The organism is Neisseria sp. 27098_8_158 (assembly GCF_041433145.1).
Lineage (GTDB): Bacteria > Pseudomonadota > Gammaproteobacteria > Burkholderiales > Neisseriaceae > Neisseria > Neisseria subflava_E.
The window spans coordinates 789,692-811,205 of sequence record NZ_JAPWAZ010000001.1; the positions used below are offsets into that span (position 1 = coordinate 789,692).

The following is a 21,514-nucleotide window of genomic DNA, read 5'->3' on the forward strand; positions in this document are numbered from 1 at the left end:
AAAAATCAACGTACGTTTTTCATCAAACGCTGCTTCTCACGCTTCCAATCCGCTTCTTTCAGGCTTTGGCGTTTGTCATGCTGTTTCTTACCCTTGGCCAAACCGATTTCCACTTTGATTCTACCGCGGGTGTAATGCAGGTTTAAGGGCACAATCGTATAACCGGCGCGTTCGGTTTTGCCGATTAACTTATTAATTTCCGATTGTTTCAACAACAACTTACGCGGACGGACAGGGTCAGGTTTGACGTGTGTCGAGGCAGTGGGCAACGCGGTAATGTGGCAGCCCACCAAATAGAATGCGTCTTTTTTCCAGTAGATATAGCTTTCTTTTAATTGCACGCGTGCAGCGCGGATGGCTTTGACTTCCCATCCCTCCAATACTATACCGGCTTCGATTTGGTCTTCGATAAAGAAATCGTGAAAGGCTTTTTTATTATTGGCAATACTCATTGTGCTGATTCTTTACAAACTTTTCAGACGGCCTATTTTATCAGGCATGCTTAAAAAATAAAACGGCAAACGGTTTTGAAACGTTTATTCGCTTAAAACATGGCGACGGTAAAAGCGGTCTATATCGGCAATGGCTTTTTCATCTTCAGGGCGCAAATCCAGTTTCAAATCGGCAAGGCGGATCAAGATTTGATCTTCACGCTCGGCAACGGCGCAGCTGACTTCGCCTTCGCTGCGAAAATGACGGATAAGCTCGTCTAACTGGTTTAAAGCATTTTGATAAGATGAATTTTGATTCATAATTTTTGACCCGAACGCCCATAAAAAATGGCGGGAAACCCCGCCATGATTTTACGGCTTACGCCGCGCATTTGATTAAGCAGCTTGAATGTTAGCAGCTTGTTTGCCTTTAGGGCCGGTGGTTACGTCGAAAGATACGCGTTGACCTTCTTTCAGGGTTTTGAAACCATCCATGTTGATCGCTGAGAAGTGAGCGAACAAATCTTCGCCACCTTCATCAGGAGTGATGAAACCAAAACCTTTAGCGTCGTTAAACCATTTTACGATACCGGTTGCCATTAGAAACTTCCTATACTTAAAAATTAACAAAATCAGCAAAATAAGGCATACAGCAAACTAAAACGTTCAGCGTTTCTCCCACGTATTGCATACGCGGTCGAGTGCCAACTTCTGCTTAACCGTCTTTTTACATTTGTTAAGACAAAACGTCAAGCTATGTTTTCAAAAAAGTGGGAAAATAGAAAAAAATTGCCGAAATACAACAGAAAACGGTTTGCACTCTAAAACAGGCCGTCTGAAAACTGAAATCTAAGCTTATGAACCATCCGAATACCGACCACCAATCCGATACCCTGCTCAGCGATATCAACACCCAGCCGCCGAAACGTTACGGCGTATTTTTATTGAACGACGATTACACCACCATGGAATTTGTCGTCGAAATCCTGACCGAAGTCTTTATGCTTGCACAGGAACAGGCCGTGGCCGTCATGTTGCTGGTGCACCACGAAGGCAAAGGCCTGTGCGGCACCTACACGCGCGATATTGCCCAGACCAAGCAACATCAGGTCATGGAACGCGCCAAAGCTGAAGGGCATCCGCTCAAATGTATAGTCGAAGAGGTTTAAACCATGCTTTCATCCGAATTGGAACACATCCTGCAACTGCTCTACCGTGAAGCACGCAACGCTCGTTATGAGTTTATCAGCTTGGAACACCTGCTTTTGGTGCTGATAGAAGAAGATGCGGCTGTGCCGAACGTCTTGAAACTGTGTGGTGCGGATTTAAAAGTCCTGTCTGAGCAGCTTGCGGCAAGCGTTGCTGAAAATACGCCGCAAATTCCCGATCATCTTCTGGATACGGTCGAAACCCAGCCGACATTGGGCTTCCAACGCGTCATCCAACGGGCGATGGTGCATACTCAGTCTGCCGGAAAAGCCGCAGTAGAGCCTTTGGATATTTTGGTTGCCATGATGAGCGAATCCGAAAGCCATGCCGTTTATTTCCTCAAATTGCAATCCATTACGCGCTTTGAAGTCTTGCGTTGCATTGCCCATGGCTCGCCCGATGACGAAGACGGCAATGATTCAGACGGCCTGGAACGCGATGGAGAAGAAGCGGAACAGAGAACCGGCTCTCTTTCTGACTACACCGTCAACCTCAACGCCGAAGTCAAAGCCGGCCGTATCGACCCTTTGATTGGTCGCAAACACGAAATGGAAAGGCTGGTGCAAATCCTGTGCCGCCGCCGCAAAAACAATCCGCTTTTGGTCGGCGAAGCTGGCGTAGGCAAAACCGCGCTGGCGGAAGGTTTAGCACACCAAATCGTCAACGGCGACATTCCCGACACGCTGAAAGAAGCCGAAGTGTACGCGCTGGATATGGGTTCGCTGTTGGCGGGCACGAAATACCGCGGCGACTTTGAAGCACGGGTCAAATCCGTCTTGAAACAGCTCGAAAAAATCCCGCACGCTATTTTGTTTATCGACGAAATCCACACCATCATCGGCGCGGGCAGCACCAGCGGAGGCACGATGGACGCGTCCAATCTGCTCAAACCCGCATTAGCGAAAGGCTCATTGCGCTGTATCGGAGCGACTACTTACGACGAATACCGCACCATTTTCGACAAAGACCACGCCTTAAGTCGCCGTTTCCAAAAAATTGACGTGGTCGAACCCACCGTTTCCGAAACCGTTCAAATCCTGCGCGGCTTGAAACCGATGTTTGAAGATTTCCACCAAGTCCGCTATACGCAAGGTGCACTTGAAGCCGCCGCCGAACTCTCCGCACGCTACATCAACGAACGTTTCCTGCCTGACAAAGCCATTGACGTAATGGACGAAGCAGGCGCGGCACAACGGATTCTGCCCAAATCCAAACAGAAAAAAGTCATCGGTAAAGCGCAAATCGAAACCGTCATCGCCAAAGTCGCGCGGATTCCAGAAAAAACTGTGTCGCACGACGACAAACAAGTGTTGCAATTCCTCGGCCGCGATTTGAAAAACATGGTTTACGGTCAGGAAAATGCCATCGATGCGCTGGTTTCCGCCGTCAAAATGTCGCGCTCCGGCCTTGCCCTACCCGACAAACCGATAGGCAGCTTCCTCTTCTCCGGCCCGACCGGCGTCGGCAAAACCGAAGTCGCCAAACAGCTTGCCTACTCGATGGGCGTACCGCTGCAACGCTTTGATATGTCCGAATACATGGAACGCCATGCCGTATCGCGCCTCATCGGCGCGCCGCCGGGCTACGTCGGTTTTGAACAAGGCGGCCTTTTGACCGAAGCCGCTAACAAACATCCGCATTGCGTATTGCTCTTGGACGAAATCGAAAAAGCCCACCCCGACATTTTCAACGTCCTCCTGCAAGTCATGGACGCAGGCAAACTGACCGACAACAACGGTAAGAGTGCCGATTTCCGCAACGTCATCCTGATTATGACCACCAACGCAGGTGCGGAAAGCCTCAGCCGACCCAGCCTCGGCTTTACCGCCAAACGCGAGCGCGGCGACGAAATGCAGGCAATCAACAAACTCTTCACGCCCGAGTTCCGCAACCGCTTGGACGCGATTATCCCGTTTGCGCCCTTGTCCGAACCCATCATTGTCAAAGTCGTGGACAAATTCCTGCTCCAGCTCGAACACCAGCTCCTCGACAAAAAAGTCGAAGCCGAATTCACACCAGCCTTGCGCAAATATCTGGTGGAAAAAGGTTTCGACCCGCAAATGGGCGCACGCCCGATGAACCGCCTGATTCAGGAAAAAATCCGCAAACCGCTCGCCGACGAACTCCTGTTCGGTAAACTCGCCGAAGGTGGCTTCGTGCTGATAGACTGGGATGCGGCAAAAGAAGAAGCCGTGTTGAAATTCAAGAAAAACAAAGCCAAACCTGAAGCAGCAGCGGTTTGACGGATAAAGGCAAAAGGTCGTCTGAAAACGAAATTTCCGTTTTCAGACGACCTTTTTTGTAATTAACATCCAATTCTCATCTATTCTTGTTCGCGGGAGCGGCTTAAGCCCAATTCCAAATCGGCATGGCGCACAGCCAACTGACGTTCAACTAATTCACGGTAGGTCATTCTTTGATACCCATTAAATATTTTATCCGTCTGTACAACTTCTTAACCCACGAAATATTTACAAATGTATAAATCTTTGTTACAACTTCGCCGTCATACTGCGCATTTTCCCGTGCAGCCCGAAATTTTGCCCGGGCTTCTTCAGGGCCGTCCGCCCAAATGCTCAATGACCAGGACTTGCCGTCAAAGCGGTAAGAAAACATGTACTCATTCATAGGAGAAACCTTATGTATTTTGAAATCTATAAAGACGCAAAAGGCGAATACCGTTGGCATTTGAAAGCAGCCAACCATGAAATCATCGCTCAGGGCCAAGGCTACACCAGCAAGCAAAACTGCCAGCACGCAGTCGATTTGGTGAAAAGCACTACCGCCGCTACCCCTGTAAAAGAGGTATAAAATCCGCTTTTACCCTAAGCCCGCGCCCTACGCGGGCTTTTTTGTCAGTCGCCGAATAGTGGTCATAAATAGCAAAATATCTAATAATTTGAGACCTTTGCAAAATTCCCCCAAATCCCCTAAATTCCTTCCAAGACATTTAGGGGATTTCTCATGAGTACTTTCTTTCAGCAAACCGCACAAGCCATGATTGCCAAACACATCGACCATTTCCCGCTATTGAAGTTGGATCAGGTGATTGATTGGCAGCCGATCGAACAATACCTGAATCGTCAAAAAACCCGTTACCTCCGAGACCACCGCGGCCGTCCCGCCTATCTCCTGTTGTCCATGTTCAAAGCCGTCCTGCTCGGACAATGGCACAGCCTCTCCGATCCCGAACTCGAACACAGCCTCATCACCCGCATCGATTTCAACCTGTTTTGCCGTTTTGACGAACTGAGCATCCCCGATTACAGCACCTTATGCCGCTACCGCAACTGGCTGGCGCAAGATGACACGCTGTCCGAACTGCTGGAACTGATCAACCGCCAACTGACCGAAAAAGGCTTAAAAGTAGAGAAAGCATCCACCGCCGTCGTTGACGCCACCATTATCCAGACCGCCGGCAGCAAACAGCGCCAGGCCATAGAAGTCGATGAAGAAGGACAAGTCAGTGGCCAAACCGCACCGAGTAAAGACAGCGATGCCCGTTGGATAAAGAAAAACGGGTTATACAGACTCGGTTACAAACAACATACCCGTACCGATGAGGAAGGCTATATCGAGAAACTGCACATTACCCCCGCCAATACCCATGAGTGCAAACACCTGTCGCCTTTATTGGAAGGATTATCCAAAGGTACGACCGTCTATGCCGACAAAGGCTATGACAGTGAGGAAAACCGGCAACATCTGGAAGAGCATCGACTGCAGGACGGCATTATGCGCAAAGCTCACCGCAAACATCCGCTGTCGGAAGCGCAAACCAAACGCAACCGATATTTGTCGAAGACCCATTATGTGGTCGAACAAAGTTTCGGTACGCTGCACCGTAAATTCCGCTATGCGCGGGCAGCCTATTTCGGACTGATTAAAGTGAGTGCACAAAGCTACCTGAAGGCGATGTGTTTGAACCTGTTGAAAGCGGCTAACAGGCTAAGTGCGCCTGTTGCTGCCTAAAAGGTGGCCGGATACCTGATTAATCAGGTATCCAAGGGGGATTAAGGGGGAATTTGGGTAGAATCAGTGGATATTTGAAACAAAAACAGCCGAAAATCTTTGTTTGGATCTCGGCTGTCGGGAGGAAAGGAATTTTGCAAAGGTCTCAGGCCGTCTGAATTTCAGACGGCCTTTTTATCTCAATCAAAAATCTGATTTACAAAACGGATTTAACAGTGGCAACCACATTGTCTACGGTAAAGCCGAATTCTTTGAACAGCAAGTCAGCAGGTGCAGACTCGCCGAAGCGGTTGATACCGACCACGGCGCCGTTCAAACCGACGTATTTATACCAACCGTCGGCATGTCCGGCTTCTACGGCTACGCGTGGCAAACCTTCCGGCAGAACGGCGGCTTTATAGGCGGCGTCTTGGCGGTCGAATACATTGGTAGACGGCATGGAAACGACACGTACGGCGATACCTTGTTCTGCCAATACTTTTTGTGCTTCCAGAGCCAATTCAACTTCAGAACCGGTAGCAATTACAATAGCTTGCGCATTACCTTGAGCTTCGCTGATTACATAAGCACCGCGTTTGATGTCGTTCAGTTGTTGCTCATCACGCGCTTGGAATTTCAGGTTTTGACGGCTGAAAATCAGGCTGGACGGATGATCGGCCGCTTTAACGGCTTCAGACCACGCTACCAAAGATTCAACGGTATCACATGGACGCCATACATCCATATTTGGAATCAGGCGCAGAGTGGCAGTTTGCTCGATAGGTTGGTGGGTCGGACCGTCTTCACCCAAACCGATGGAATCGTGGGTAAACACAAATACAGGGTTGATTTTCATCAGCGAAGCCATGCGCAAGGCATTACGCTCATATTCGCTGAACATCAGGAAAGTCGCGCCGAATGGTTTAACACCGCCATGCAGGGCAAGGCCATTCATGATTGCGCCCATACCGAACTCGCGCACGCCGTAGTGAATGTAGTTGCCACCGTGTTCTCGGGTAACGGAAACGCTGTTTGACCAGTCAGTCAGATTGGACGGGGTCAAGTCGGCAGAACCGCCCACCAATTCAGGCAGCTCTTTTGCCAAGATTTCGATACTGTTTTGGCTGGCTTTACGAGTGGCGATGGTTTCTGCTTTGGCACACACTTCTTTCAATGCAGCTTGAACGTAAGCATCGAAGTTTTCCGGCAGTTTTTTATCCATGCGGCGCACGAATTCTGCGGCTTCGGCAGGGTATTTGGCTTGATATTGAGCAAAGAGCTCGTTCCATTCGGCCTCAAGTTTCGCGCCTTTTTCTTTTGCATCCCATGCAGCATAGATTTCTTGAGGGATTTCAAACGCAGGATAAGCCCAACCCAAATGTTTGCGCGTGGCTTCGATCTCGTCCGCACCCAAAGGCGCACCGTGGGTTTTATGGCTGCCTTCTTTGTTGGCACTGCCTTTGCCGATTAAGGTTTTGCAGCAAACCAGGGAAGGTTTGCCGGTTTCGGCTTTGGCCGCTTCAATGGCCGTCTGAATGGCATCAGTATCATGACCGTTTACATTTGGAATCACATGCCAGCCGTAGCTTTCAAAGCGTTGCGGAATATTTTCGGTAAACCAACCGTCCACTTTACCGTCGATGGAAATATTGTTGTCATCATATAAAACAATCAGTTTGCCCAAGCCCAAAGTACCGGCAAGCGAACAGGCTTCATGCGATACGCCTTCCATCATACAACCGTCGCCCATGAAGACGTAGGTGTGGTGGTCAACGATGTTCAAACTGTCTTTATTGAATTCAGCAGCCAAGATTTTTTCGGCCAAAGCCATGCCCACAGCGTTGGCAATACCTTGTCCCAATGGGCCGGTCGTTGTTTCCACGCCGTCGGTGTAGCCATATTCAGGATGGCCGGGGGTTTTACTGTGCAGTTGGCGGAAATTTTTCAGATCATCAATAGAAACGTTGTAGCCGGTCAGGTGCAACAGGCTGTAAAGAATCATGGAAGCATGACCATTGGAGAGGACAAAACGGTCGCGGTTGTAGAATTTCGGGTTAGCCGGATTATGATTGAGGAACTTCGTCCACAACACTTCTGCCATTTCCGCCATACCCATAGGCGCACCCGGGTGGCCTGAGTTGGCTTTTTGTACGGCATCGACTGAGAGGAAACGGATTGCGTTTGCCAGTTGAGACATGGTTTGACCTTCCTTGGACAAGATTGGAAATATGAAAAAAGGTGTGCCGATTATCGCCTGAATCAGCCGTGCTTTCAAGGATAGCTTTTGATATTCGCTTTGTCAGACGGCCTGTTTCCACTCGGTTGCCCGAAACGAACAGGATAGATGATATTAACTGTTATTTCGTTTTGAAACAGTGCTTTATATATTTTTATCGTGTAAATAGCAAATCACTATAAGTTTGCATACAGGCTGATTCGTAAACCTTTGAATACTGCCCTTTTCAGACGGCCCTACATCAAACGGCCACAAGGAATCCATCGTTAAGACGAAGTCCCTCTTTTGCTTTGAATAGAGTCAAATGTTATGATTTGTATGCACGCGAAAGGCCGTCTGAAAATATTCACATCAAACTACTACCATGACAACAGGCTTGTGTGCACTTCATCAAGGAACACTGAAATGTCACCAGAAAACCAAGCTGAAAACACCACACCCTCAACAGAAAAAACAGCAAAAGCCACTGCGCCCAAACCTTCCAAACCCAAATCCAGCGTGATTCAAATCCATCCCGAAGGCGAACGCATCCATCCTAAAAAGGCAGAAGGACGCTTTGCCAAACTGCGTATCGCCGCCGTATTGGCGACCCAGTTTGTATTTTACGTTATTCCATGGTTCAACTGGAGCGGCCGTCAGGCGGTTTTATTCAATATCCCTGACCGTCATTTCTTCATTTTCGGACTGTCGCTGGGTATGGGCGATTTGATTTACCTTGCCTTGCTGCTGATGATTTGCGCATTCGGATTGTTTTGGTGGACAACCATTGCCGGTCGTTTGTGGTGCGGCTACTCTTGCCCGCAAACGGTTTACACCGAAATTATGCTGTGGATTGACAACTTAGTCGAAGGCGATAGAAACAAACGCCTAAAACTGGAAAAATCGCCTTGGAACTTTACTAAAATTCGCATTAAGGCCACCAAATACCTGCTGATTTTCCTTGTCTGCGCATGGACAGGTATCACTTTTGCAGGCTGGTTTATCCCGATCCGCCAATTTATTCCCGATTTATTCACCGGAGCAGCAGGCGGCGGCGCAATGTTTGCCGCAGCATTTTACGGATTCATGACTTTCTTCTTCGCCCACATCATGCGCGAAAAAGTGTGTCTGCATATGTGTCCGTATGCACGTTTCCAAAGTGCAATGTTTGACAAAGACACGCTGATTATTTCTTACGATACCGAACGCGGCGAACCGCGCGGCGCACGCAAGAAAACCGCCAACAAAGAAGACAGCGGCTTGGGCGATTGCATCAACTGCACCATGTGCGTGCAAGTCTGCCCCGTCGGTATCGACATCCGAGACGGTTTGCAATACCAATGTATCGGCTGCGCGGCGTGTATCGATGCCTGCGATGAAATCATGGACAAAATGGGCTACGAGCGCGGCTTGATCCGTTATACGACTGAAGGCGCATTGGAACACGAATACCCTGAAAGCGACATCAAAAAACGCTTGAAACGTCCACGCGTAGCTGGTTATGGCGCAGTACTCCTGGTGGTCATCATCGCCTTCCTGGTCGGCATTTCCACCCGAAAAATGGTTGAAGTCGATATCCTGAAAGATCGTGGCGTCATGGTTCGCGAAAACAGCCAAGGCTGGTTGGAAAATGCCTATAACCTGCGCATTATCAACAATAGTGAAAACGAACAACTGATGACCGCAACCGTCAAAGGCTTTGATGAAATCGCGCTGACCGGCCTGCCTGAAAACGGTATTAAAATTGCGCCGCGGGAAACCGTTACCATCCCGGTACAGGTATCTACCATTCCCGAATACGCTGACAAAGGCAGCCATCCGATTGAATTTACCTTTATCTATCGCGAGACCAGCTCTGCCGACTCCAAACCGACTACTTTAGAAGAAAAAGCAACCTTTATCGGAGAATAAACGGTGTCCCCACAACCCAAAATCAAACCTTGGTACAAACATATTTGGCCCTGGGTGCTGATGGCCGGCCCCATCTTCGTCGTTATCGCCAGCGTTTCCATGTTCTTCGTCGCAAAAGAACACACGACAGACTTGGTGTCTGACGATTACTACAAAGACGGCAAACACATCGAAATCCAACTTCAACGCGATGAAGAAGCCGTTAAACGGCAAATTCAGGTGCAGGTCTTAATCAGTCCGGATATGAATGCCGCCAAAGTATTCGTCAGCGGACAATTCGATACCAAACAGCCATTAAACCTATTGTTGATGCACCCAACGCGCAAAGCCGATGACCAAACCGTCAAGCTGCGCGCCGTAACAGCCGAACCACAAAACGGCCGCATGGAATACGAAGCCGTCTTTAAACCTTTACGCCCAACCAATCATTGGTACTTACGCGTTGAAGATGCCTCAGGCGTATGGCGTGTTGAAAACAAATGGATAGTCAGCCAAGGCAATGCAGTCAACTTGACGCCTATGGACAAATTGTTCGACAACGGCAAACAAGCCGCTTCAACAGAACAATAAATCCCGACCCAGGCCGTCTGAAACCTTTCAGACGGCCTGAAATCTTCATACCCTTTTATATTCCCTTCCAAATATGATTTTTTCCGATTGGCGCAGACTGACCGAAAATGAAGTCCGTATGGCAAAACAAGTTTTTGCGGACAGCATAAACTTCCACCGCATCAAAATATATCGCGGCATTCCACTTATACCCAACGCCAATACCGCCATTGCGCCCAATGGAAACATATACTTTCCGCGTAAACACTGCCCCGAAGATTTCACTCAAGCCGGCATAGCCTACAAAATTTGGCTGATTCATGAGCTGACACATGTCTGGCAACACCAGCGCGGTCACAAAGTTTGGCTTTCCGGCCTATTCATCATGCTCAAAGGCGGATACAGAAAACGCAAAGCTTACGCCTACCCCATCCCCTTACCCCACATCAACCAATTAAATATCGAACAGCAGGCAGACCTTATTGCCCACTATTTCGCAGCTACTTTTCTACCCCAAAACATTTACACCCCGCAACAGCCTATTTTTCAGACGGCCTTAGCAGATTTTCTTCACAACCCACACGACAAAAATCTATGCCCAAGATACTTGTCGGCAAAAAAACAACACTTCAAAAAGCAGAGTGAACAAATAAGCTATAATAAACAACCCGACACATCATCCAAAAGATCCCAAACCATGCCTTGGAACATACCTATTTTACTTACCTGGATGCGCGTCCTATTAATCCCCGTGTTCACCATCCTATTCTATTTACCGAACACATGGATTCAACCACAAACCGTCAACTGGACAGCCGCCATCATCTTTGCACTTGCCGCTATTACAGACTGGTTTGACGGCTTTTTAGCACGCCGCTGGAAACAAACCTCCGACTTCGGTGCATTCCTCGACCCCGTTGCCGACAAGCTCATGGTTGCCGTTGCCCTGCTCCTGCTCGTCAGCCTTGGCAGAACATACGCCATCTTCGCCATGATTATTATCGGCCGGGAAATTACCATTTCCGCCTTGCGCGAATGGATGGCACAAATGGGCAAACGCGGCAGCGTTGCAGTGGCCACTATCGGCAAATTCAAAACCACTGCCCAAATGATCGCCATCTTCCTTTTGCTTATCGGCACGGACAAATATAACGACCCTTTCTATCTCATTGGTAACATATTGATGTTTATAGCATCTTTATTGACCATCTGGTCAATGTGCTACTACCTGAAAATGGCATGGAAAGAATTCAAATAAATTTTTTAAAAAATAAAAACAAAACACTTGACGCACGCGATTAAATCCATAATAATTGCGTCTTCTTCGATATACGAAGCAACAAATATCAGAGCGGGAATAGCTCAGTTGGTAGAGCGCAACCTTGCCAAGGTTGAGGTCGCGAGTTCGAGACTCGTTTCCCGCTCCATACTGATTACTTGTTGATTGTTCTTTTTCAATATGCGGGAATAGCTCAGTTGGTAGAGCGCAACCTTGCCAAGGTTGAGGTCGCGAGTTCGAGACTCGTTTCCCGCTCCAGTTTAATTTCAGATGCACTCAAATGCGGGAATAGCTCAGTTGGTAGAGCGCAACCTTGCCAAGGTTGAGGTCGCGAGTTCGAGACTCGTTTCCCGCTCCATTAAATCATGCATCCGAATACGCGGGAATAGCTCAGTTGGTAGAGCGCAACCTTGCCAAGGTTGAGGTCGCGAGTTCGAGACTCGTTTCCCGCTCCAGTTTCATACTACAACACTCAAACGTAGTTTTGGCGAGATAGCAAAGTGGTTATGCAGCGGATTGCAAATCCGTCTACGCCGGTTCGATTCCGACTCTCGCCTCCATCCCTTTCATGGCGGGGTGGCAGAGTGTTTATGCTATAAGGGGTGCAACCCTTATATAGGCCGGTTCAAATCCGCGCCCCCGCCTCCAATTTCTCAATTTACTGTCTACGCCCGGGTGGTGAAATAGGTAGACACAACGGACTTAAAATCCGTCGGCCCTAAACCGGCCGTGCCGGTTCGATTCCGGCTCCGGGCACCAATAAATATCTGAATTCATTGAAAAACCTAATATTCCAAATTTCTAATTGACAGCTTATTTGTAAGGCTGTCTTTTTTGTTTGTGCCTTATTTGTGTCTAACTTGCGCCATTTGTGTCAAATGTGACAAGCTCGTGCAAAGGTCTCAGGCTATGACAATGAGGAAGACCGGTAGCATCTGGTAATCATCGTTTGCTGGACGGCATTATGCGCAAAGCCCACCGTAACCGTCCGCTGATGGAAGCGTAAACCAAACGTAACCGACATCTATCGAAGACCCGTTATGTGGTCGAACAAAGCTTCGGTACGCTGCACCGTAAGTCCCGCTACACTCGGGTAGCCTATTTCGGTCTGATTAAAGTGAGTGCACAAAGCCATCTGAAGGCAATGTGTTTAAACCTGTTGAAAGCGGCTAACAGGCTAAGTGCGCCTGTTATTACCTAAAAGGCGGCCCGGATACCTGATTATCGGGTATCCGGGGAGAATAAAGAGGGAGGGGGGTTGAGTAGAATCAGTGGATACTTGGAGCGAGAACAGCCGAAAATCTATGTTTGGATTTCGGCTGCTGGAAGGAAAAGGAATTTTGCAAAGGTCTCATTTTAAAATTTCCCAAAATGATAAGGCCGTCTGAAAATCCTTTTTCAGACGGCCTTATCATTCAAATCAGAAGGACTTAAACCAAGTTCTCCAGCATCCATTTAACGTAACGGCTGACGCCTTGTTTTACATCCAAAAATTCTTCTTTATACCCGGCTTCGCGCAGCTTGGTAATATCCGCTTGAGTAAAGCTCTGATATTTGCCTTTAAGTGCATCGGGGAATGGGATATAGCGAATAAGCTCTTCTTCAACCAACTCTTTCAAACTCATTTCAGGCTTGCCTTCGGCTGTACGGCAGGCGTTGACGGTGGCGGCGGCAAGTTCGTTAAACTGTTGGCTACGACCTGTACCGAGATTGAAGATGCCTGAAAGCTCGGGATGATCGAAGAAGTAAAGGTTAACTTTGGCAACGTCTTCTACGCTGACAAAGTCGCGTGTTTGCTCGCCATTGCCGTAGCCATCATTGGCACCGAATAGGTTGACATAACCATGCTCGCGGTATTGGTGGAAATGATGGAAGGCGACGGATGCCATACGGCCTTTGTGTTGCTCCTGTTGTCCGTAAACATTGAAGTAGCGGAAGCCGACGACTTGGGCGGTCAGGCCTTCTTTCATGCGGCGGCGCAATACTTGGTCAAACAAGAATTTAGAGTAGCCATATACATTGAGCGGTTTTTCCAGTTCGCGCTCTTCTCGGAAGATTTCGCCCTTGCCATATACGGCAGCGCTGGAAGCATAAAGGAACGGAATACGTTCATCCTGACACCAGTCCAAGAGATCAAGCGTGTATTGGTAGTTATTGTCCATCATGTAAAGGCCGTCATGATTCATGGTATCGGAACATGCGCCTTGATGGAAAACGGCTTCGATATCGTCGTAAGGCAGAAGATGGCCGCGCACTTGGCGGATAAATTCGTGTTTATCGAGATAGTGGGCAATTTCACACTCGGCAAGGTTTTTAAATTTTTCGCCTTTACTCAAATTGTCGACGGCAACAATGTCGGTAATACCGCGCTGGTTAAGTGCTTTGACGATGTTGCTGCCGATAAAGCCGGCCGCGCCTGTTACGATAATGGTCATAATGAATTTCCTTTATTTTGATTTTTCAGACGGCCTTGAAGAAATCATGCCGTCTGAAAATAAAAACTTGTCTGTCTGGATTATATTCCAACTCTATTTTCAGACGACATTTAGAATTTTAAGGCCGTCTGAAACAATCATTATTGCTCTTCCAATGCCTTATTCAACTCTGAAAACGAGCAAACCGCCGTACCAAGTTTCGCCACGACAACGCCCGCTGCCGTATTAGCAAGGTGCATCGCTTCGGGCATGGTATAACCAGCGGCCAACCCTAAGCCCACTCCGGCAATAACGGTATCGCCCGCACCGGATACATCATAGACTTCTTGGGCCCGTGTAGGCTGATAAATCGGCTCACCCTCATTGAACAGGGTCATACCCTCTTCGCTTCGGGTTAGCAAAATAGCGGTCAAGTCGAGATGGCGGCGCAGATTTTGGGCTTTCTCGGTCAAATCGTTTTCGTTTTTCCAGCTGCCCACCACTTCTTTCAACTCTGCACGGTTAGGCGTAATCAGCGTAGCGCCGGCATATTTCTCGTAATCATCGCCTTTAGGATCGATTAAAACGGGTTTACCGGCCTGTTTCGCCCAATCAATCATATCGGAAATATGCGACAAACCGCCCTTGCCGTAATCTGAAAAAATAATGGCATCGTATTCAGGCAACACTTCTCGATATTGATGCTTGATTTGTTCCAACACCTCACGATGAGGAGATTCTTCAAAGTCAAGTCGGATAAGCTGCTGGTTGCGGGCAACAACGCGCAATTTGACAGTAGTCGCAATTTGCTTATCGCGCATCAGATAGGAAGAAACGCCGTCTTGCATCATCAATGCGTCCAACGCATCTGCAGCTTCATCATCGCCGGTCACGGACAACAGCCCTACTTTACCGCCCAATGAGGCGATATTGCGCGCAACGTTCGCCGCCCCACCCGCGCGTTGGTCGATACGGGAAATTTTCGCCACCGGCACAGGGGCCTCAGGAGAAATACGGGACACATCACCAAACCAATAGCGGTCGAGCATCACATCGCCGACGACAAGGACTTTGGCTTGTGCAAAACGTGATTTTAGGGTTTCTTGTTGGAACTTGGTGGACATATTGCCTCCGTTGTGTTTTTTTCAGATGGCCTCAACCTGTAAGGTCGCCTGAAAATCAGTTTGCTTCAAGGTTTACCACGCGGTTCACTTCACGCAATACGGCTACCGGATCGGCAGCTTTGGTTACCGGACGACCCATTACCAAATAGGTTGAACCGGCAGCCAATGCTTCGGCCGGTGTCATAATACGGCGTTGGTCGTCATTATTGCCGGCAACGTCCAAGCGGATGCCCGGTGTTACCAAGACAAAATCCTGTCCCAATTCGCGGCGCAATGGTGCGGCTTCTTGAGCGGAACATACCACGCCGTCCAAGCCTGAACTTTGCGCCAGTTTCGCCAAGCGGATGACTTGTTCTTCAGGGGCGATGTTCAAACCGATTTCTGCCAAGTCGCTTTGTTCCATGCTGGTCAACACGGTTACGCCGATCAAAAGCGGCTTGGTTTGATATCCGGCAACGGCTTCTGCTGCGGCTTCCATCATACGGCGGCCACCGGAGGCGTGCATATCGACCATCCAAACGCCCATATCGGCGGCAACTTTGCACGCTTGAGCGACTGTATGGGGAATATCGTGGTATTTCAAATCGAGGAAAAGTTTGAAACCTTGATTGATTAAGCTTTCTGCCAAATTACGGCCGGTTGCGGTAAACAGCTCTTTGCCGATTTTGATTTGACACAATGCCGGGTCAAGATTGCGGACAAATCCGAGCGTATCTTTTTCGTTGGCAAAATCAAGGGCGACGATGACGGGAGTACGTTGTTGCTGAGTTTGGAAGTCGGAGATCAAGGGATTCATAAGATGCCTGCGGATAAACGGTTATAGCTTCGATTTTAACAGCTTTTGTACACAAAGGCCGTCTGAAAATATTTTTTCAGACGGCTTCATCACAACACACCTTAATTATTCTTATATAAATCTAAAATTTTTACAGAAAATTCATCATCACTGAAAAAAAAGGCTGGTGGAACTTCCAATACTTCAGCAATTTTCTGCAAAGTATTTAAATCAGGCTGATGATTTCCTTTCTCATAGCGATTAATACGCGTACTCGCCACAAACTCATCTAATCCTATCGCCAGTCCCAGCTTCTCCTGCGTCAAATTTTTTGCTTTTCTCGCTTCCTTAAATCGCCTTGTAAAAATTTCTTGTAAACTCATAACTTCTATCCTAAAAATCAAAGTTACGAATTTCGTATATTTTTCTTGATTATTTACTACGAATAACGTAGTATTTAATGATTTTATACTTTACCTATTGTGAGAAAACCATGACACCGGACCAAGAATCAAAATGCCATAAAATTATTCATTCTCATGCAATTGCTGCTGCCGCAGGCAACGCCATACCCGTACCAGGACTTGGTATCGCTACAGATATGGTTACAATGACTACTATGTGCACAAGCCTTTGTGCTGTTTTTGGTGGTAATATGACCGAAGCGGCTGCCAAGGCAATGGCTATAGCTGCAATTAAAAATACCATGTTAAAACAACCCATAAAAACAATAGCAAAAGAATTGTCAAAATTAATTCCAGGCTTAGGCAGCGTTGTTGCACCAACTATTTCTGTTGCATTACTTGAAGCAGCAGGATGGACTCTTGCAAAAGAACTGGAACAAAAATTCAGTTGATCCACATACAATAATATGAAAAGGCCGTCTGAAAGTATTTTTCAGACGGCCTCATGATTTTACTTTGGCAAAACTTATTTGCCCAAACCTTTCAATACTTCGGCTTTCACGGCTTCTACTGCTTGGGTGCCGTCAACTTTGATGTATTTCGGCGCGTGTTCGCCTTCCAGTTTGCTGTAGAAATCAACCAAAACTTCGGTTTGCTCGTGGTAAACGGCAAGGCGTTTTTTCACGGTTTCTTCTTTATCGTCGTCGCGTTGAATCAAATCTTCGCCGGTAACGTCGTCTTTGCCTTCGACTTTAGGCGGATTGTAGGTAACGTGGTAAGTACGGCCGGAAGCCAAATGCACACGGCGGCCGCTCATGCGGTCGACAATCACGCTGTCAGGTACATCGATTTCAACCACGGCATCCAAATCCACACCAGCTTCAACCATGGCTTCGGCTTGTGCCAATGTGCGTGGGAAACCGTCAAACAGGAAACCGTTTTTGCAGTCGTCTTGGGCAATGCGCTCTTTAACCATGCCGATAATGATGTCGTCGCGTACCAAACCGCCTTCATCAATGATTTTTTTTGCTTCCAAACCCAGCGGAGTGCCTGCTTTGATGGCAGCGCGGAGCATGTCGCCGGTAGAGATTTGAGGAATGCCGAATGCAGCAGTGATGAATTGAGCCTGTGTGCCTTTGCCGGCGCCTGGTGCGCCCAACAATAATACTTTCATGATGAGTCCTTTTGGTTGACGGATTTAATGTTCAGATAATTTTACACGGCTTGTGTTTATCGTTCAAAACTTCAGACGGCCTCTTTCGGGCCGAAATGCTTCCATGCATCGTCGCGCATTTCGATAAACCATGAGTCTTCGGGGAATCGCTCTATCGCATCTTTCAAAGTGGAAAGCAAGTTTTGCGATAAGGCTTTCGCCAAATATTCTTCCTCATTGGCTTCGGCCGCTTTGTCAGGCTGCTGCGCCAGACCGATTGCACGGGTTTGATGACCATGAGCCAAATAGTTGAGCGCAATGATTTTTTGTGCCCAAAGCTGCGGAACATCCGGATTGTCTTGCAGCAATACCGACAAAATCGATACGGCAACGGTCAAGCGTCCGCCGTTCATACGCAAGTCCAACGACTGGTTGGGCGGCAAAGTGCTGAGCATTTCTGCCATGCGGAACCAAAACTCGCCGCTGGCCTGCTCCGGCGCTTCTATTTTCAGCATGTCATAGTTGAATTCTTGCTCGTCTTCTCTTACCAGCTTCGCCACGTCGGCAAGCAATTTTTGTTCTTCACGGCTCAAATGGCGGAAATCATTCATGTCTTTTCCTTTCAGACGGCCTTAAGCTTTAAACGCAACACGCACTCTGTCCAAATCTTCCTGCGTATCCACACCTGCAGCAGGCGCTTCTTGGGTGATTTCAACAGCAATCGGATAACCGTGCCACAGGACGCGCAACTGTTCCAGCGATTCGATGGTTTCCAAAGGAGAAACATCCATTTCCGAATAGCGTTGCAAGAAACCTGCACGATAGGCATAAATGCCGATATGGCGCAAAACAGCTGTTTCGGAAGGCAATTCGCGTTTTTCGGCACGCATCACATCGCGCGGATAAGGAATCGGGGCGCGGCTGAAATAGATGGCGTTGCGGTTTTTATCGAGGATGACTTTGACGACGTTAGGATTCATAAACTCGTCAAAATCGTGCAATTCGTGGGCGGCAGTTGCCATTTGTACATTGTTTTCAACCAAAACTTCAGCCGTACGGTTGATGAGTTCGGGATCGATTAAAGGTTCGTCGCCTTGTACGTTCACGACAATCAGATGTTGCGGCAGTTTCAGCGTATTGGCCGCTTCGGCAAGGCGCGTTGTACCGCTTTCGTGTTGATTGGAAGTCATGACCACTTCGACACCATGCGCCTGACAGGCCGTCTGAATATCGGGATGGTCGGTGGCAACGACAACACGCGCAGCCTCACTTTTTGCTGCTTGTTCGGCAACGCGTACAACCATCGGTTTGCCGTGGATGTCCGCCAAGGCTTTTCCGGGCAGGCGCGATGAATCCAGCCGCGCCGGAATCAATACGACAAATTCGGTCATGCTTTCAGTTCCTCTTCGCTCAACGCTCGTGCTTCGTTTTCCAGCATATAAGGGATGCCGTCTTTAATCGGATAAGCCAGCTTCGCCTGACGGCTCCACAATTCCTGTTTGTCCTGATGATATTCCAGCCTGCCTTTGGTAACGGGGCAGACGAGGATGTCTAAGAATTTTTTTTCCATGGGGTTTCTTTCGGGTTTGATGGTTTTAGCGAAGCTCGCTTCGCTCGTTTTGGCGAAACTTGCTTCGCTCGTTTTCAGACGACCTCAAGCGGCATTATTTTTTCCGTGCCGGTTTGTTATGCTGTTTGGCGCAGGCTTGGGCAGGATTTTTGCCTTCGCACATGATTTGGCGGATTTCGCGCCTCAGGTTTGCGCTTTGGTTAGATTGGGTGTATTTGCCGGCAAGGATGTCCATCATAGGTTTCACCGTTGCCTCAAGATAGCGCGGCGTTTTGTCCATTATCGATTGACCTACCGCCGTGCTGTAAAAGCCAATCAATGCGTTGACTTCTTCCTGCGTATAAACCGTCTTCATGCCGTCTAAAGTCGCTTTACGCAATTGGGCGCGCACTTGCGGCGTATTGATTTCGGCAATTGATTGGTTTGCATACTTTTTCAATACCGCCTCCAACTGCGGACGTTTGTCTTCCGGCGCATCTTTCAAAAATTTCTGTGCATTCGGATCGGAAAGCACAATGCTCTCCATGCTTTGGAAAGACTGGTCTAACAGAGTATCCATCTTCTGTACTTGATACAAACGCTCCAGCGACTCATCGCTAGGTGTAGCGGCAAACGCATTGGCACACAAGGCCAAAGCAGCAAAAGGCAACAATAAAGTTTTTAATTTCATTTTTTCTACCTACTTAATAAATATCAATATTTTCAGACGGCCTGAACATTATTTGGCACATTCCGAAGAATGTTTATTGCCCTTACACAAAATCTCACGCGTTTGAGATTTAAAAGCGGGCGTATATTTCTTGCTTGCGTTGATATAGTTGTTGCTCATTGTCTTTTCAACAATCTCATCATTCAATTTGTCGAAACGTTCCATCTTTTCAAATGCAGACTTACCGGCCCCATGCTCAAATACTTTTACTATGCTATCCACGTCTGCTTGGCTCAGCACATTGTTAATATCTCCGCCATGCTGTCTGAGATGATTGATTTTTTTCAAAATACCCTTGCCCCGAGGGGAAGAGAAGAAGCTGTTGAGTACATCGACTTCTTCTTGTGTAAATACTTTCTGTACGGCACGCTTTTCTTCATCCAACCATTGTTTTTTCAACTCAGGGTGGCTCAAATCGTCTTGCATATTTTTCATATAACGGCTGATGACCGCCTTCATCTGCACTTTTTGCGCTTTGGGTGTCATCGTTAACAAGCGCTCATTGTCCTCTTTATTCACCATCTCCAAAGAACGTTGCACTTTCTCGCTATAATTACTACTTATCCCTTGAATCTCCAACCATTTCATTGCAGATTCATCACTTGGTTTAGCAGCCAGGCTTTGGGTGGATACAAATAAAGCTGCGCAAGCAACCAACAAATATTTTAACTTCATGATTTACTCCTATCGCGTAGTTTGAAGATCATCTTTAAAACATCTGTGAAACATCTATAAGCATTTAGATTGAAACATTCGCGGATACGAACGCCGCCAAGTCCGGCTCAATTATCGCATAAACAGGCAAGACCCACACATGATTCAGGCCGTGGCCGTCTGAAAATTTGACCGCATCCTTTTCCGTGATAATCACCACATCTACGTCCGGCAAATCCGCTGCCGTAATATCAGCGTGATCAGGCAAGGCAACGGTTTGTTTTAAAGCAATATTCATGCTTTGCAACGTATTGAAAAAACGCTCCGGCTTGGCGATACCGGCGACGGCGGCGACGGTTTGATTTTCCAAGCCCGCCAAATCCAATTTTTCAGACGGCCTATTCAAATGGTAAATCTGCCCTGTTTCAATATGGCTGGCAAACATATTTTCAGACGGCCTAAATGCCGTATCTGCTCTTCCGCCACTGACGACGACCGCATCAACGGAAGCCAACCGAGACAAAGGTTCGCGCAAGCTGCCGTTGGGCAGTAAATCCAAATTGGTGCGTCCAGTATCTGCCGCCGGGAAGACGGCAATTTCCATATCGCGTTGCAAGGCATAATGTTGCAAGCCGTCGTCGGCTACAATCAATTCAAGCTCCGGATGCACCGCAAGCAATGCCTTGCCTGCTTCTGCACGGCTGCTGCCTACTGCCGTCGGCGCACCAGTTTGACGAAACAGCAATAAAGGCTCGTCGCCTGCATCTGCCGCGCTGCTGGCTGTATTCAATACATGAACCGCCTTACTCTTGCGCCCATAACCTCGGCTGATGATGCCGACCTTAACGCCCTTTTCCTGCAAACCCGATACCAACGCGGCAACAATCGGCGTTTTCCCCGTTCCGCCTGCATGGATATTGCCGACCACCACCACAGGCACTGGCAATTTTCCGCTTTCCAGACGGCCTGAAACAAAATCATCGCGCCGTTTTGCCGTAATTTTGGCAAACAGCTTAGACAATGGTTTTAACAGCAAAGACAAAAACGGATTAGGGGATTGCCAATGGCGTTCGATAATTTGGTGGAGTTTGGGCATACGCACGGCTTTTGAAGCGAAAATCAAACGATAATATAACACAAGCCCGCCCAGGCAAGGCCGTCTGAAC

Annotated in this window: 24 protein-coding genes, 7 tRNA genes and 1 pseudogene; 16 read left to right on the forward strand and 16 right to left on the reverse strand. The window is 48.1% G+C overall.

The window, feature by feature from the left end; translation table 11 throughout:
• Positions 1-5: 5 nt before the first annotated feature.
• From smpB to O3681_RS03825, 3 genes are all read right to left on the reverse strand, one after another.
• The gene (gene smpB / locus O3681_RS03815) at positions 6-452 is read right to left on the reverse strand and encodes an SsrA-binding protein SmpB (protein ID WP_003679566.1); all 447 of its coding nucleotides are present in this window, start codon (positions 450-452) and stop codon (positions 6-8) included.
• An 84-nt stretch (positions 453-536) separates the two neighbouring features.
• Positions 537-752 (reverse strand): hypothetical protein, encoded by a 216-nt coding sequence (locus tag O3681_RS03820; RefSeq protein WP_003679564.1) that lies wholly within the window; start codon positions 750-752, stop codon positions 537-539.
• A 75-nt stretch (positions 753-827) separates the two neighbouring features.
• Positions 828-1,031, reverse strand: coding sequence for a cold-shock protein (locus O3681_RS03825; RefSeq protein ID WP_003682902.1), 204 nt, complete (start codon positions 1,029-1,031; stop codon positions 828-830).
• Between the two features lie 257 nt (positions 1,032-1,288).
• Between O3681_RS03825 and clpS the strand changes: the two genes are divergently transcribed.
• Positions 1,289-1,600 carry an ATP-dependent Clp protease adapter ClpS gene (gene clpS / locus O3681_RS03830; protein ID WP_003679561.1) on the forward strand — a complete coding sequence of 104 codons (312 nt, stop codon included), beginning with the start codon at positions 1,289-1,291 and terminating at the stop codon, positions 1,598-1,600.
• A 3-nt stretch (positions 1,601-1,603) separates the two neighbouring features.
• The gene (gene clpA / locus O3681_RS03835) at positions 1,604-3,883 is read left to right on the forward strand and encodes an ATP-dependent Clp protease ATP-binding subunit ClpA (protein WP_371459327.1); all 2,280 of its coding nucleotides are present in this window, start codon (positions 1,604-1,606) and stop codon (positions 3,881-3,883) included.
• A 166-nt stretch (positions 3,884-4,049) separates the two neighbouring features.
• Here clpA and O3681_RS03840 read toward each other — a convergent pair whose 3' ends face one another.
• Positions 4,050-4,268, reverse strand: coding sequence for a hypothetical protein (locus O3681_RS03840; RefSeq protein ID WP_107723454.1), 219 nt, complete (start codon positions 4,266-4,268; stop codon positions 4,050-4,052).
• A 12-nt stretch (positions 4,269-4,280) separates the two neighbouring features.
• Here O3681_RS03840 and O3681_RS03845 point away from each other — a divergent pair, with 12 nt between their 5' ends.
• Positions 4,281-4,451: a YegP family protein gene (locus O3681_RS03845; RefSeq protein ID WP_107723455.1), complete on the forward strand. Its 171-nt coding sequence runs from the start codon at positions 4,281-4,283 to the stop codon at positions 4,449-4,451.
• A gap of 153 nt (positions 4,452-4,604) precedes the next feature.
• Positions 4,605-5,612, forward strand: coding sequence for an IS5 family transposase (locus O3681_RS03850; RefSeq protein ID WP_107723456.1), 1,008 nt, complete (start codon positions 4,605-4,607; stop codon positions 5,610-5,612).
• Between the two features lie 196 nt (positions 5,613-5,808).
• Here O3681_RS03850 and tkt read toward each other — a convergent pair whose 3' ends face one another.
• Positions 5,809-7,788 carry a transketolase gene (tkt, locus tag O3681_RS03855; protein WP_371459328.1) on the reverse strand — a complete coding sequence of 660 codons (1,980 nt, stop codon included), beginning with the start codon at positions 7,786-7,788 and terminating at the stop codon, positions 5,809-5,811.
• Between the two features lie 444 nt (positions 7,789-8,232).
• Between tkt and ccoG the strand changes: the two genes are divergently transcribed.
• From ccoG to O3681_RS03910, 11 genes and pseudogenes are all read left to right on the forward strand, one after another.
• Positions 8,233-9,717: a cytochrome c oxidase accessory protein CcoG gene (gene ccoG / locus O3681_RS03860; protein ID WP_371459329.1), complete on the forward strand. Its 1,485-nt coding sequence runs from the start codon at positions 8,233-8,235 to the stop codon at positions 9,715-9,717.
• Positions 9,718-9,720: 3 nt separating this feature from the next.
• The gene (locus tag O3681_RS03865) at positions 9,721-10,287 is read left to right on the forward strand and encodes a FixH family protein (RefSeq protein ID WP_371459330.1); all 567 of its coding nucleotides are present in this window, start codon (positions 9,721-9,723) and stop codon (positions 10,285-10,287) included.
• A 676-nt stretch (positions 10,288-10,963) separates the two neighbouring features.
• Entirely contained in the window at positions 10,964-11,524 is a 561-nt protein-coding gene (pgsA, locus tag O3681_RS03870; RefSeq protein ID WP_254324997.1) for a CDP-diacylglycerol--glycerol-3-phosphate 3-phosphatidyltransferase, read from the forward strand.
• 93 nt (positions 11,525-11,617) lie between these two features.
• Positions 11,618-11,693, forward strand: a tRNA-Gly gene (locus O3681_RS03875).
• Positions 11,694-11,727: 34 nt separating this feature from the next.
• Positions 11,728-11,803: transfer RNA gene (locus O3681_RS03880), tRNA-Gly, on the forward strand.
• 24 nt (positions 11,804-11,827) lie between these two features.
• Positions 11,828-11,903: transfer RNA gene (locus tag O3681_RS03885), tRNA-Gly, on the forward strand.
• Between the two features lie 21 nt (positions 11,904-11,924).
• A tRNA-Gly gene (locus O3681_RS03890) sits at positions 11,925-12,000 on the forward strand.
• A gap of 31 nt (positions 12,001-12,031) precedes the next feature.
• A tRNA-Cys gene (locus O3681_RS03895) sits at positions 12,032-12,105 on the forward strand.
• A 10-nt stretch (positions 12,106-12,115) separates the two neighbouring features.
• Positions 12,116-12,193 (forward strand) — tRNA-Cys (locus O3681_RS03900).
• Between the two features lie 21 nt (positions 12,194-12,214).
• A tRNA-Leu gene (locus O3681_RS03905) sits at positions 12,215-12,304 on the forward strand.
• 146 nt (positions 12,305-12,450) lie between these two features.
• Positions 12,451-12,746 (forward strand): annotated as a pseudogene (locus O3681_RS03910) (transposase); the annotation flags it as partial.
• Positions 12,747-12,975: 229 nt separating this feature from the next.
• Here O3681_RS03910 and rfaD read toward each other — a convergent pair.
• The 4 genes from rfaD to O3681_RS03930 form a co-directional block, all read right to left on the reverse strand.
• Positions 12,976-13,980: an ADP-glyceromanno-heptose 6-epimerase gene (gene rfaD, locus O3681_RS03915; RefSeq protein WP_371459331.1), complete on the reverse strand. Its 1,005-nt coding sequence runs from the start codon at positions 13,978-13,980 to the stop codon at positions 12,976-12,978.
• 140 nt (positions 13,981-14,120) lie between these two features.
• Complete coding sequence (gene rfaE1 / locus O3681_RS03920; protein ID WP_107867645.1) at positions 14,121-15,083, reverse strand: D-glycero-beta-D-manno-heptose-7-phosphate kinase; 963 nt, start codon at positions 15,081-15,083, stop codon at positions 14,121-14,123.
• 55 nt (positions 15,084-15,138) lie between these two features.
• A complete protein-coding gene (gene pyrF, locus O3681_RS03925) occupies positions 15,139-15,879 on the reverse strand; it encodes an orotidine-5'-phosphate decarboxylase (RefSeq protein WP_107867646.1) in 741 nt (246 codons plus the stop codon).
• A gap of 101 nt (positions 15,880-15,980) precedes the next feature.
• The gene (locus O3681_RS03930; protein ID WP_070644922.1) at positions 15,981-16,241 is read right to left on the reverse strand and encodes a helix-turn-helix domain-containing protein; all 261 of its coding nucleotides are present in this window, start codon (positions 16,239-16,241) and stop codon (positions 15,981-15,983) included.
• A 110-nt stretch (positions 16,242-16,351) separates the two neighbouring features.
• Here O3681_RS03930 and O3681_RS03935 point away from each other — a divergent pair, with 110 nt between their 5' ends.
• Positions 16,352-16,714 carry a hypothetical protein gene (locus O3681_RS03935; protein WP_063076449.1) on the forward strand — a complete coding sequence of 121 codons (363 nt, stop codon included), beginning with the start codon at positions 16,352-16,354 and terminating at the stop codon, positions 16,712-16,714.
• A gap of 74 nt (positions 16,715-16,788) precedes the next feature.
• Here the strand turns inward: O3681_RS03935 and adk are convergent, their stop codons facing one another.
• The 7 genes from adk to lpxK form a co-directional block, all read right to left on the reverse strand.
• Positions 16,789-17,436 carry an adenylate kinase gene (gene adk, locus O3681_RS03940; protein WP_003746105.1) on the reverse strand — a complete coding sequence of 216 codons (648 nt, stop codon included), beginning with the start codon at positions 17,434-17,436 and terminating at the stop codon, positions 16,789-16,791.
• Positions 17,437-17,507: 71 nt separating this feature from the next.
• On the reverse strand, positions 17,508-18,026 hold the full coding sequence (locus tag O3681_RS03945; RefSeq protein WP_296186879.1) for a 3-deoxy-manno-octulosonate cytidylyltransferase: 519 nt from the start codon (positions 18,024-18,026) through the stop codon (positions 17,508-17,510).
• 21 nt (positions 18,027-18,047) lie between these two features.
• Entirely contained in the window at positions 18,048-18,806 is a 759-nt protein-coding gene (kdsB, locus tag O3681_RS03950) for a 3-deoxy-manno-octulosonate cytidylyltransferase (protein WP_070644928.1), read from the reverse strand.
• Positions 18,803-18,985 carry a Trm112 family protein gene (locus O3681_RS03955; protein ID WP_002221286.1) on the reverse strand — a complete coding sequence of 61 codons (183 nt, stop codon included), beginning with the start codon at positions 18,983-18,985 and terminating at the stop codon, positions 18,803-18,805. The genes kdsB and O3681_RS03955 overlap by 4 nt, the downstream gene beginning before the upstream one ends.
• Before the next feature lie 94 nt (positions 18,986-19,079).
• Positions 19,080-19,655: a DUF2059 domain-containing protein gene (locus O3681_RS03960; protein WP_371459332.1), complete on the reverse strand. Its 576-nt coding sequence runs from the start codon at positions 19,653-19,655 to the stop codon at positions 19,080-19,082.
• A gap of 48 nt (positions 19,656-19,703) precedes the next feature.
• A complete protein-coding gene (locus tag O3681_RS03965; protein WP_296185476.1) occupies positions 19,704-20,369 on the reverse strand; it encodes a hypothetical protein in 666 nt (221 codons plus the stop codon).
• Positions 20,370-20,433: 64 nt separating this feature from the next.
• Positions 20,434-21,444 carry a tetraacyldisaccharide 4'-kinase gene (gene lpxK, locus O3681_RS03970; protein ID WP_371459474.1) on the reverse strand — a complete coding sequence of 337 codons (1,011 nt, stop codon included), beginning with the start codon at positions 21,442-21,444 and terminating at the stop codon, positions 20,434-20,436.
• Positions 21,445-21,514 lie beyond the last annotated feature (70 nt).

Bases quoted from the DNA above. Each gene is read 5' to 3' on its own strand.
- O3681_RS03930 (WP_070644922.1), bottom strand. From the start codon at position 16,241: ATGAGTTTACAAGAAATTTTTACAAGGCGATTTAAGGAAGCGAGAAAA.
- pyrF (WP_107867646.1), bottom strand. From the start codon at position 15,879: ATGAATCCCTTGATCTCCGACTTCCAAACTCAGCAACAACGTACTCCC.
- kdsB (WP_070644928.1), bottom strand. From the start codon at position 18,806: ATGACCGAATTTGTCGTATTGATTCCGGCGCGGCTGGATTCATCGCGC.
- pgsA (WP_254324997.1), top strand. From the start codon at position 10,964: ATGCCTTGGAACATACCTATTTTACTTACCTGGATGCGCGTCCTATTA.
- O3681_RS03935 (WP_063076449.1), top strand. From the start codon at position 16,352: ATGACACCGGACCAAGAATCAAAATGCCATAAAATTATTCATTCTCAT.
- O3681_RS03845 (WP_107723455.1), top strand. From the start codon at position 4,281: ATGTATTTTGAAATCTATAAAGACGCAAAAGGCGAATACCGTTGGCAT.
- adk (WP_003746105.1), bottom strand. From the start codon at position 17,436: ATGAAAGTATTATTGTTGGGCGCACCAGGCGCCGGCAAAGGCACACAG.
- O3681_RS03965 (WP_296185476.1), bottom strand. From the start codon at position 20,369: ATGAAGTTAAAATATTTGTTGGTTGCTTGCGCAGCTTTATTTGTATCC.
- ccoG (WP_371459329.1), top strand. From the start codon at position 8,233: ATGTCACCAGAAAACCAAGCTGAAAACACCACACCCTCAACAGAAAAA.
- O3681_RS03825 (WP_003682902.1), bottom strand. From the start codon at position 1,031: ATGGCAACCGGTATCGTAAAATGGTTTAACGACGCTAAAGGTTTTGGT.
- O3681_RS03840 (WP_107723454.1), bottom strand. From the start codon at position 4,268: ATGAATGAGTACATGTTTTCTTACCGCTTTGACGGCAAGTCCTGGTCA.
- clpA (WP_371459327.1), top strand. From the start codon at position 1,604: ATGCTTTCATCCGAATTGGAACACATCCTGCAACTGCTCTACCGTGAA.
- O3681_RS03945 (WP_296186879.1), bottom strand. From the start codon at position 18,026: ATGAATGATTTCCGCCATTTGAGCCGTGAAGAACAAAAATTGCTTGCC.
- O3681_RS03820 (WP_003679564.1), bottom strand. From the start codon at position 752: ATGAATCAAAATTCATCTTATCAAAATGCTTTAAACCAGTTAGACGAG.
- O3681_RS03960 (WP_371459332.1), bottom strand. From the start codon at position 19,655: ATGAAATTAAAAACTTTATTGTTGCCTTTTGCTGCTTTGGCCTTGTGT.
- O3681_RS03850 (WP_107723456.1), top strand. From the start codon at position 4,605: ATGAGTACTTTCTTTCAGCAAACCGCACAAGCCATGATTGCCAAACAC.
- lpxK (WP_371459474.1), bottom strand. From the start codon at position 21,444: ATGCCCAAACTCCACCAAATTATCGAACGCCATTGGCAATCCCCTAAT.
- smpB (WP_003679566.1), bottom strand. From the start codon at position 452: ATGAGTATTGCCAATAATAAAAAAGCCTTTCACGATTTCTTTATCGAA.
- rfaE1 (WP_107867645.1), bottom strand. From the start codon at position 15,083: ATGTCCACCAAGTTCCAACAAGAAACCCTAAAATCACGTTTTGCACAA.
- tkt (WP_371459328.1), bottom strand. From the start codon at position 7,788: ATGTCTCAACTGGCAAACGCAATCCGTTTCCTCTCAGTCGATGCCGTA.
- rfaD (WP_371459331.1), bottom strand. From the start codon at position 13,980: ATGACCATTATCGTAACAGGCGCGGCCGGCTTTATCGGCAGCAACATC.
- clpS (WP_003679561.1), top strand. From the start codon at position 1,289: ATGAACCATCCGAATACCGACCACCAATCCGATACCCTGCTCAGCGAT.
- O3681_RS03955 (WP_002221286.1), bottom strand. From the start codon at position 18,985: ATGGAAAAAAAATTCTTAGACATCCTCGTCTGCCCCGTTACCAAAGGC.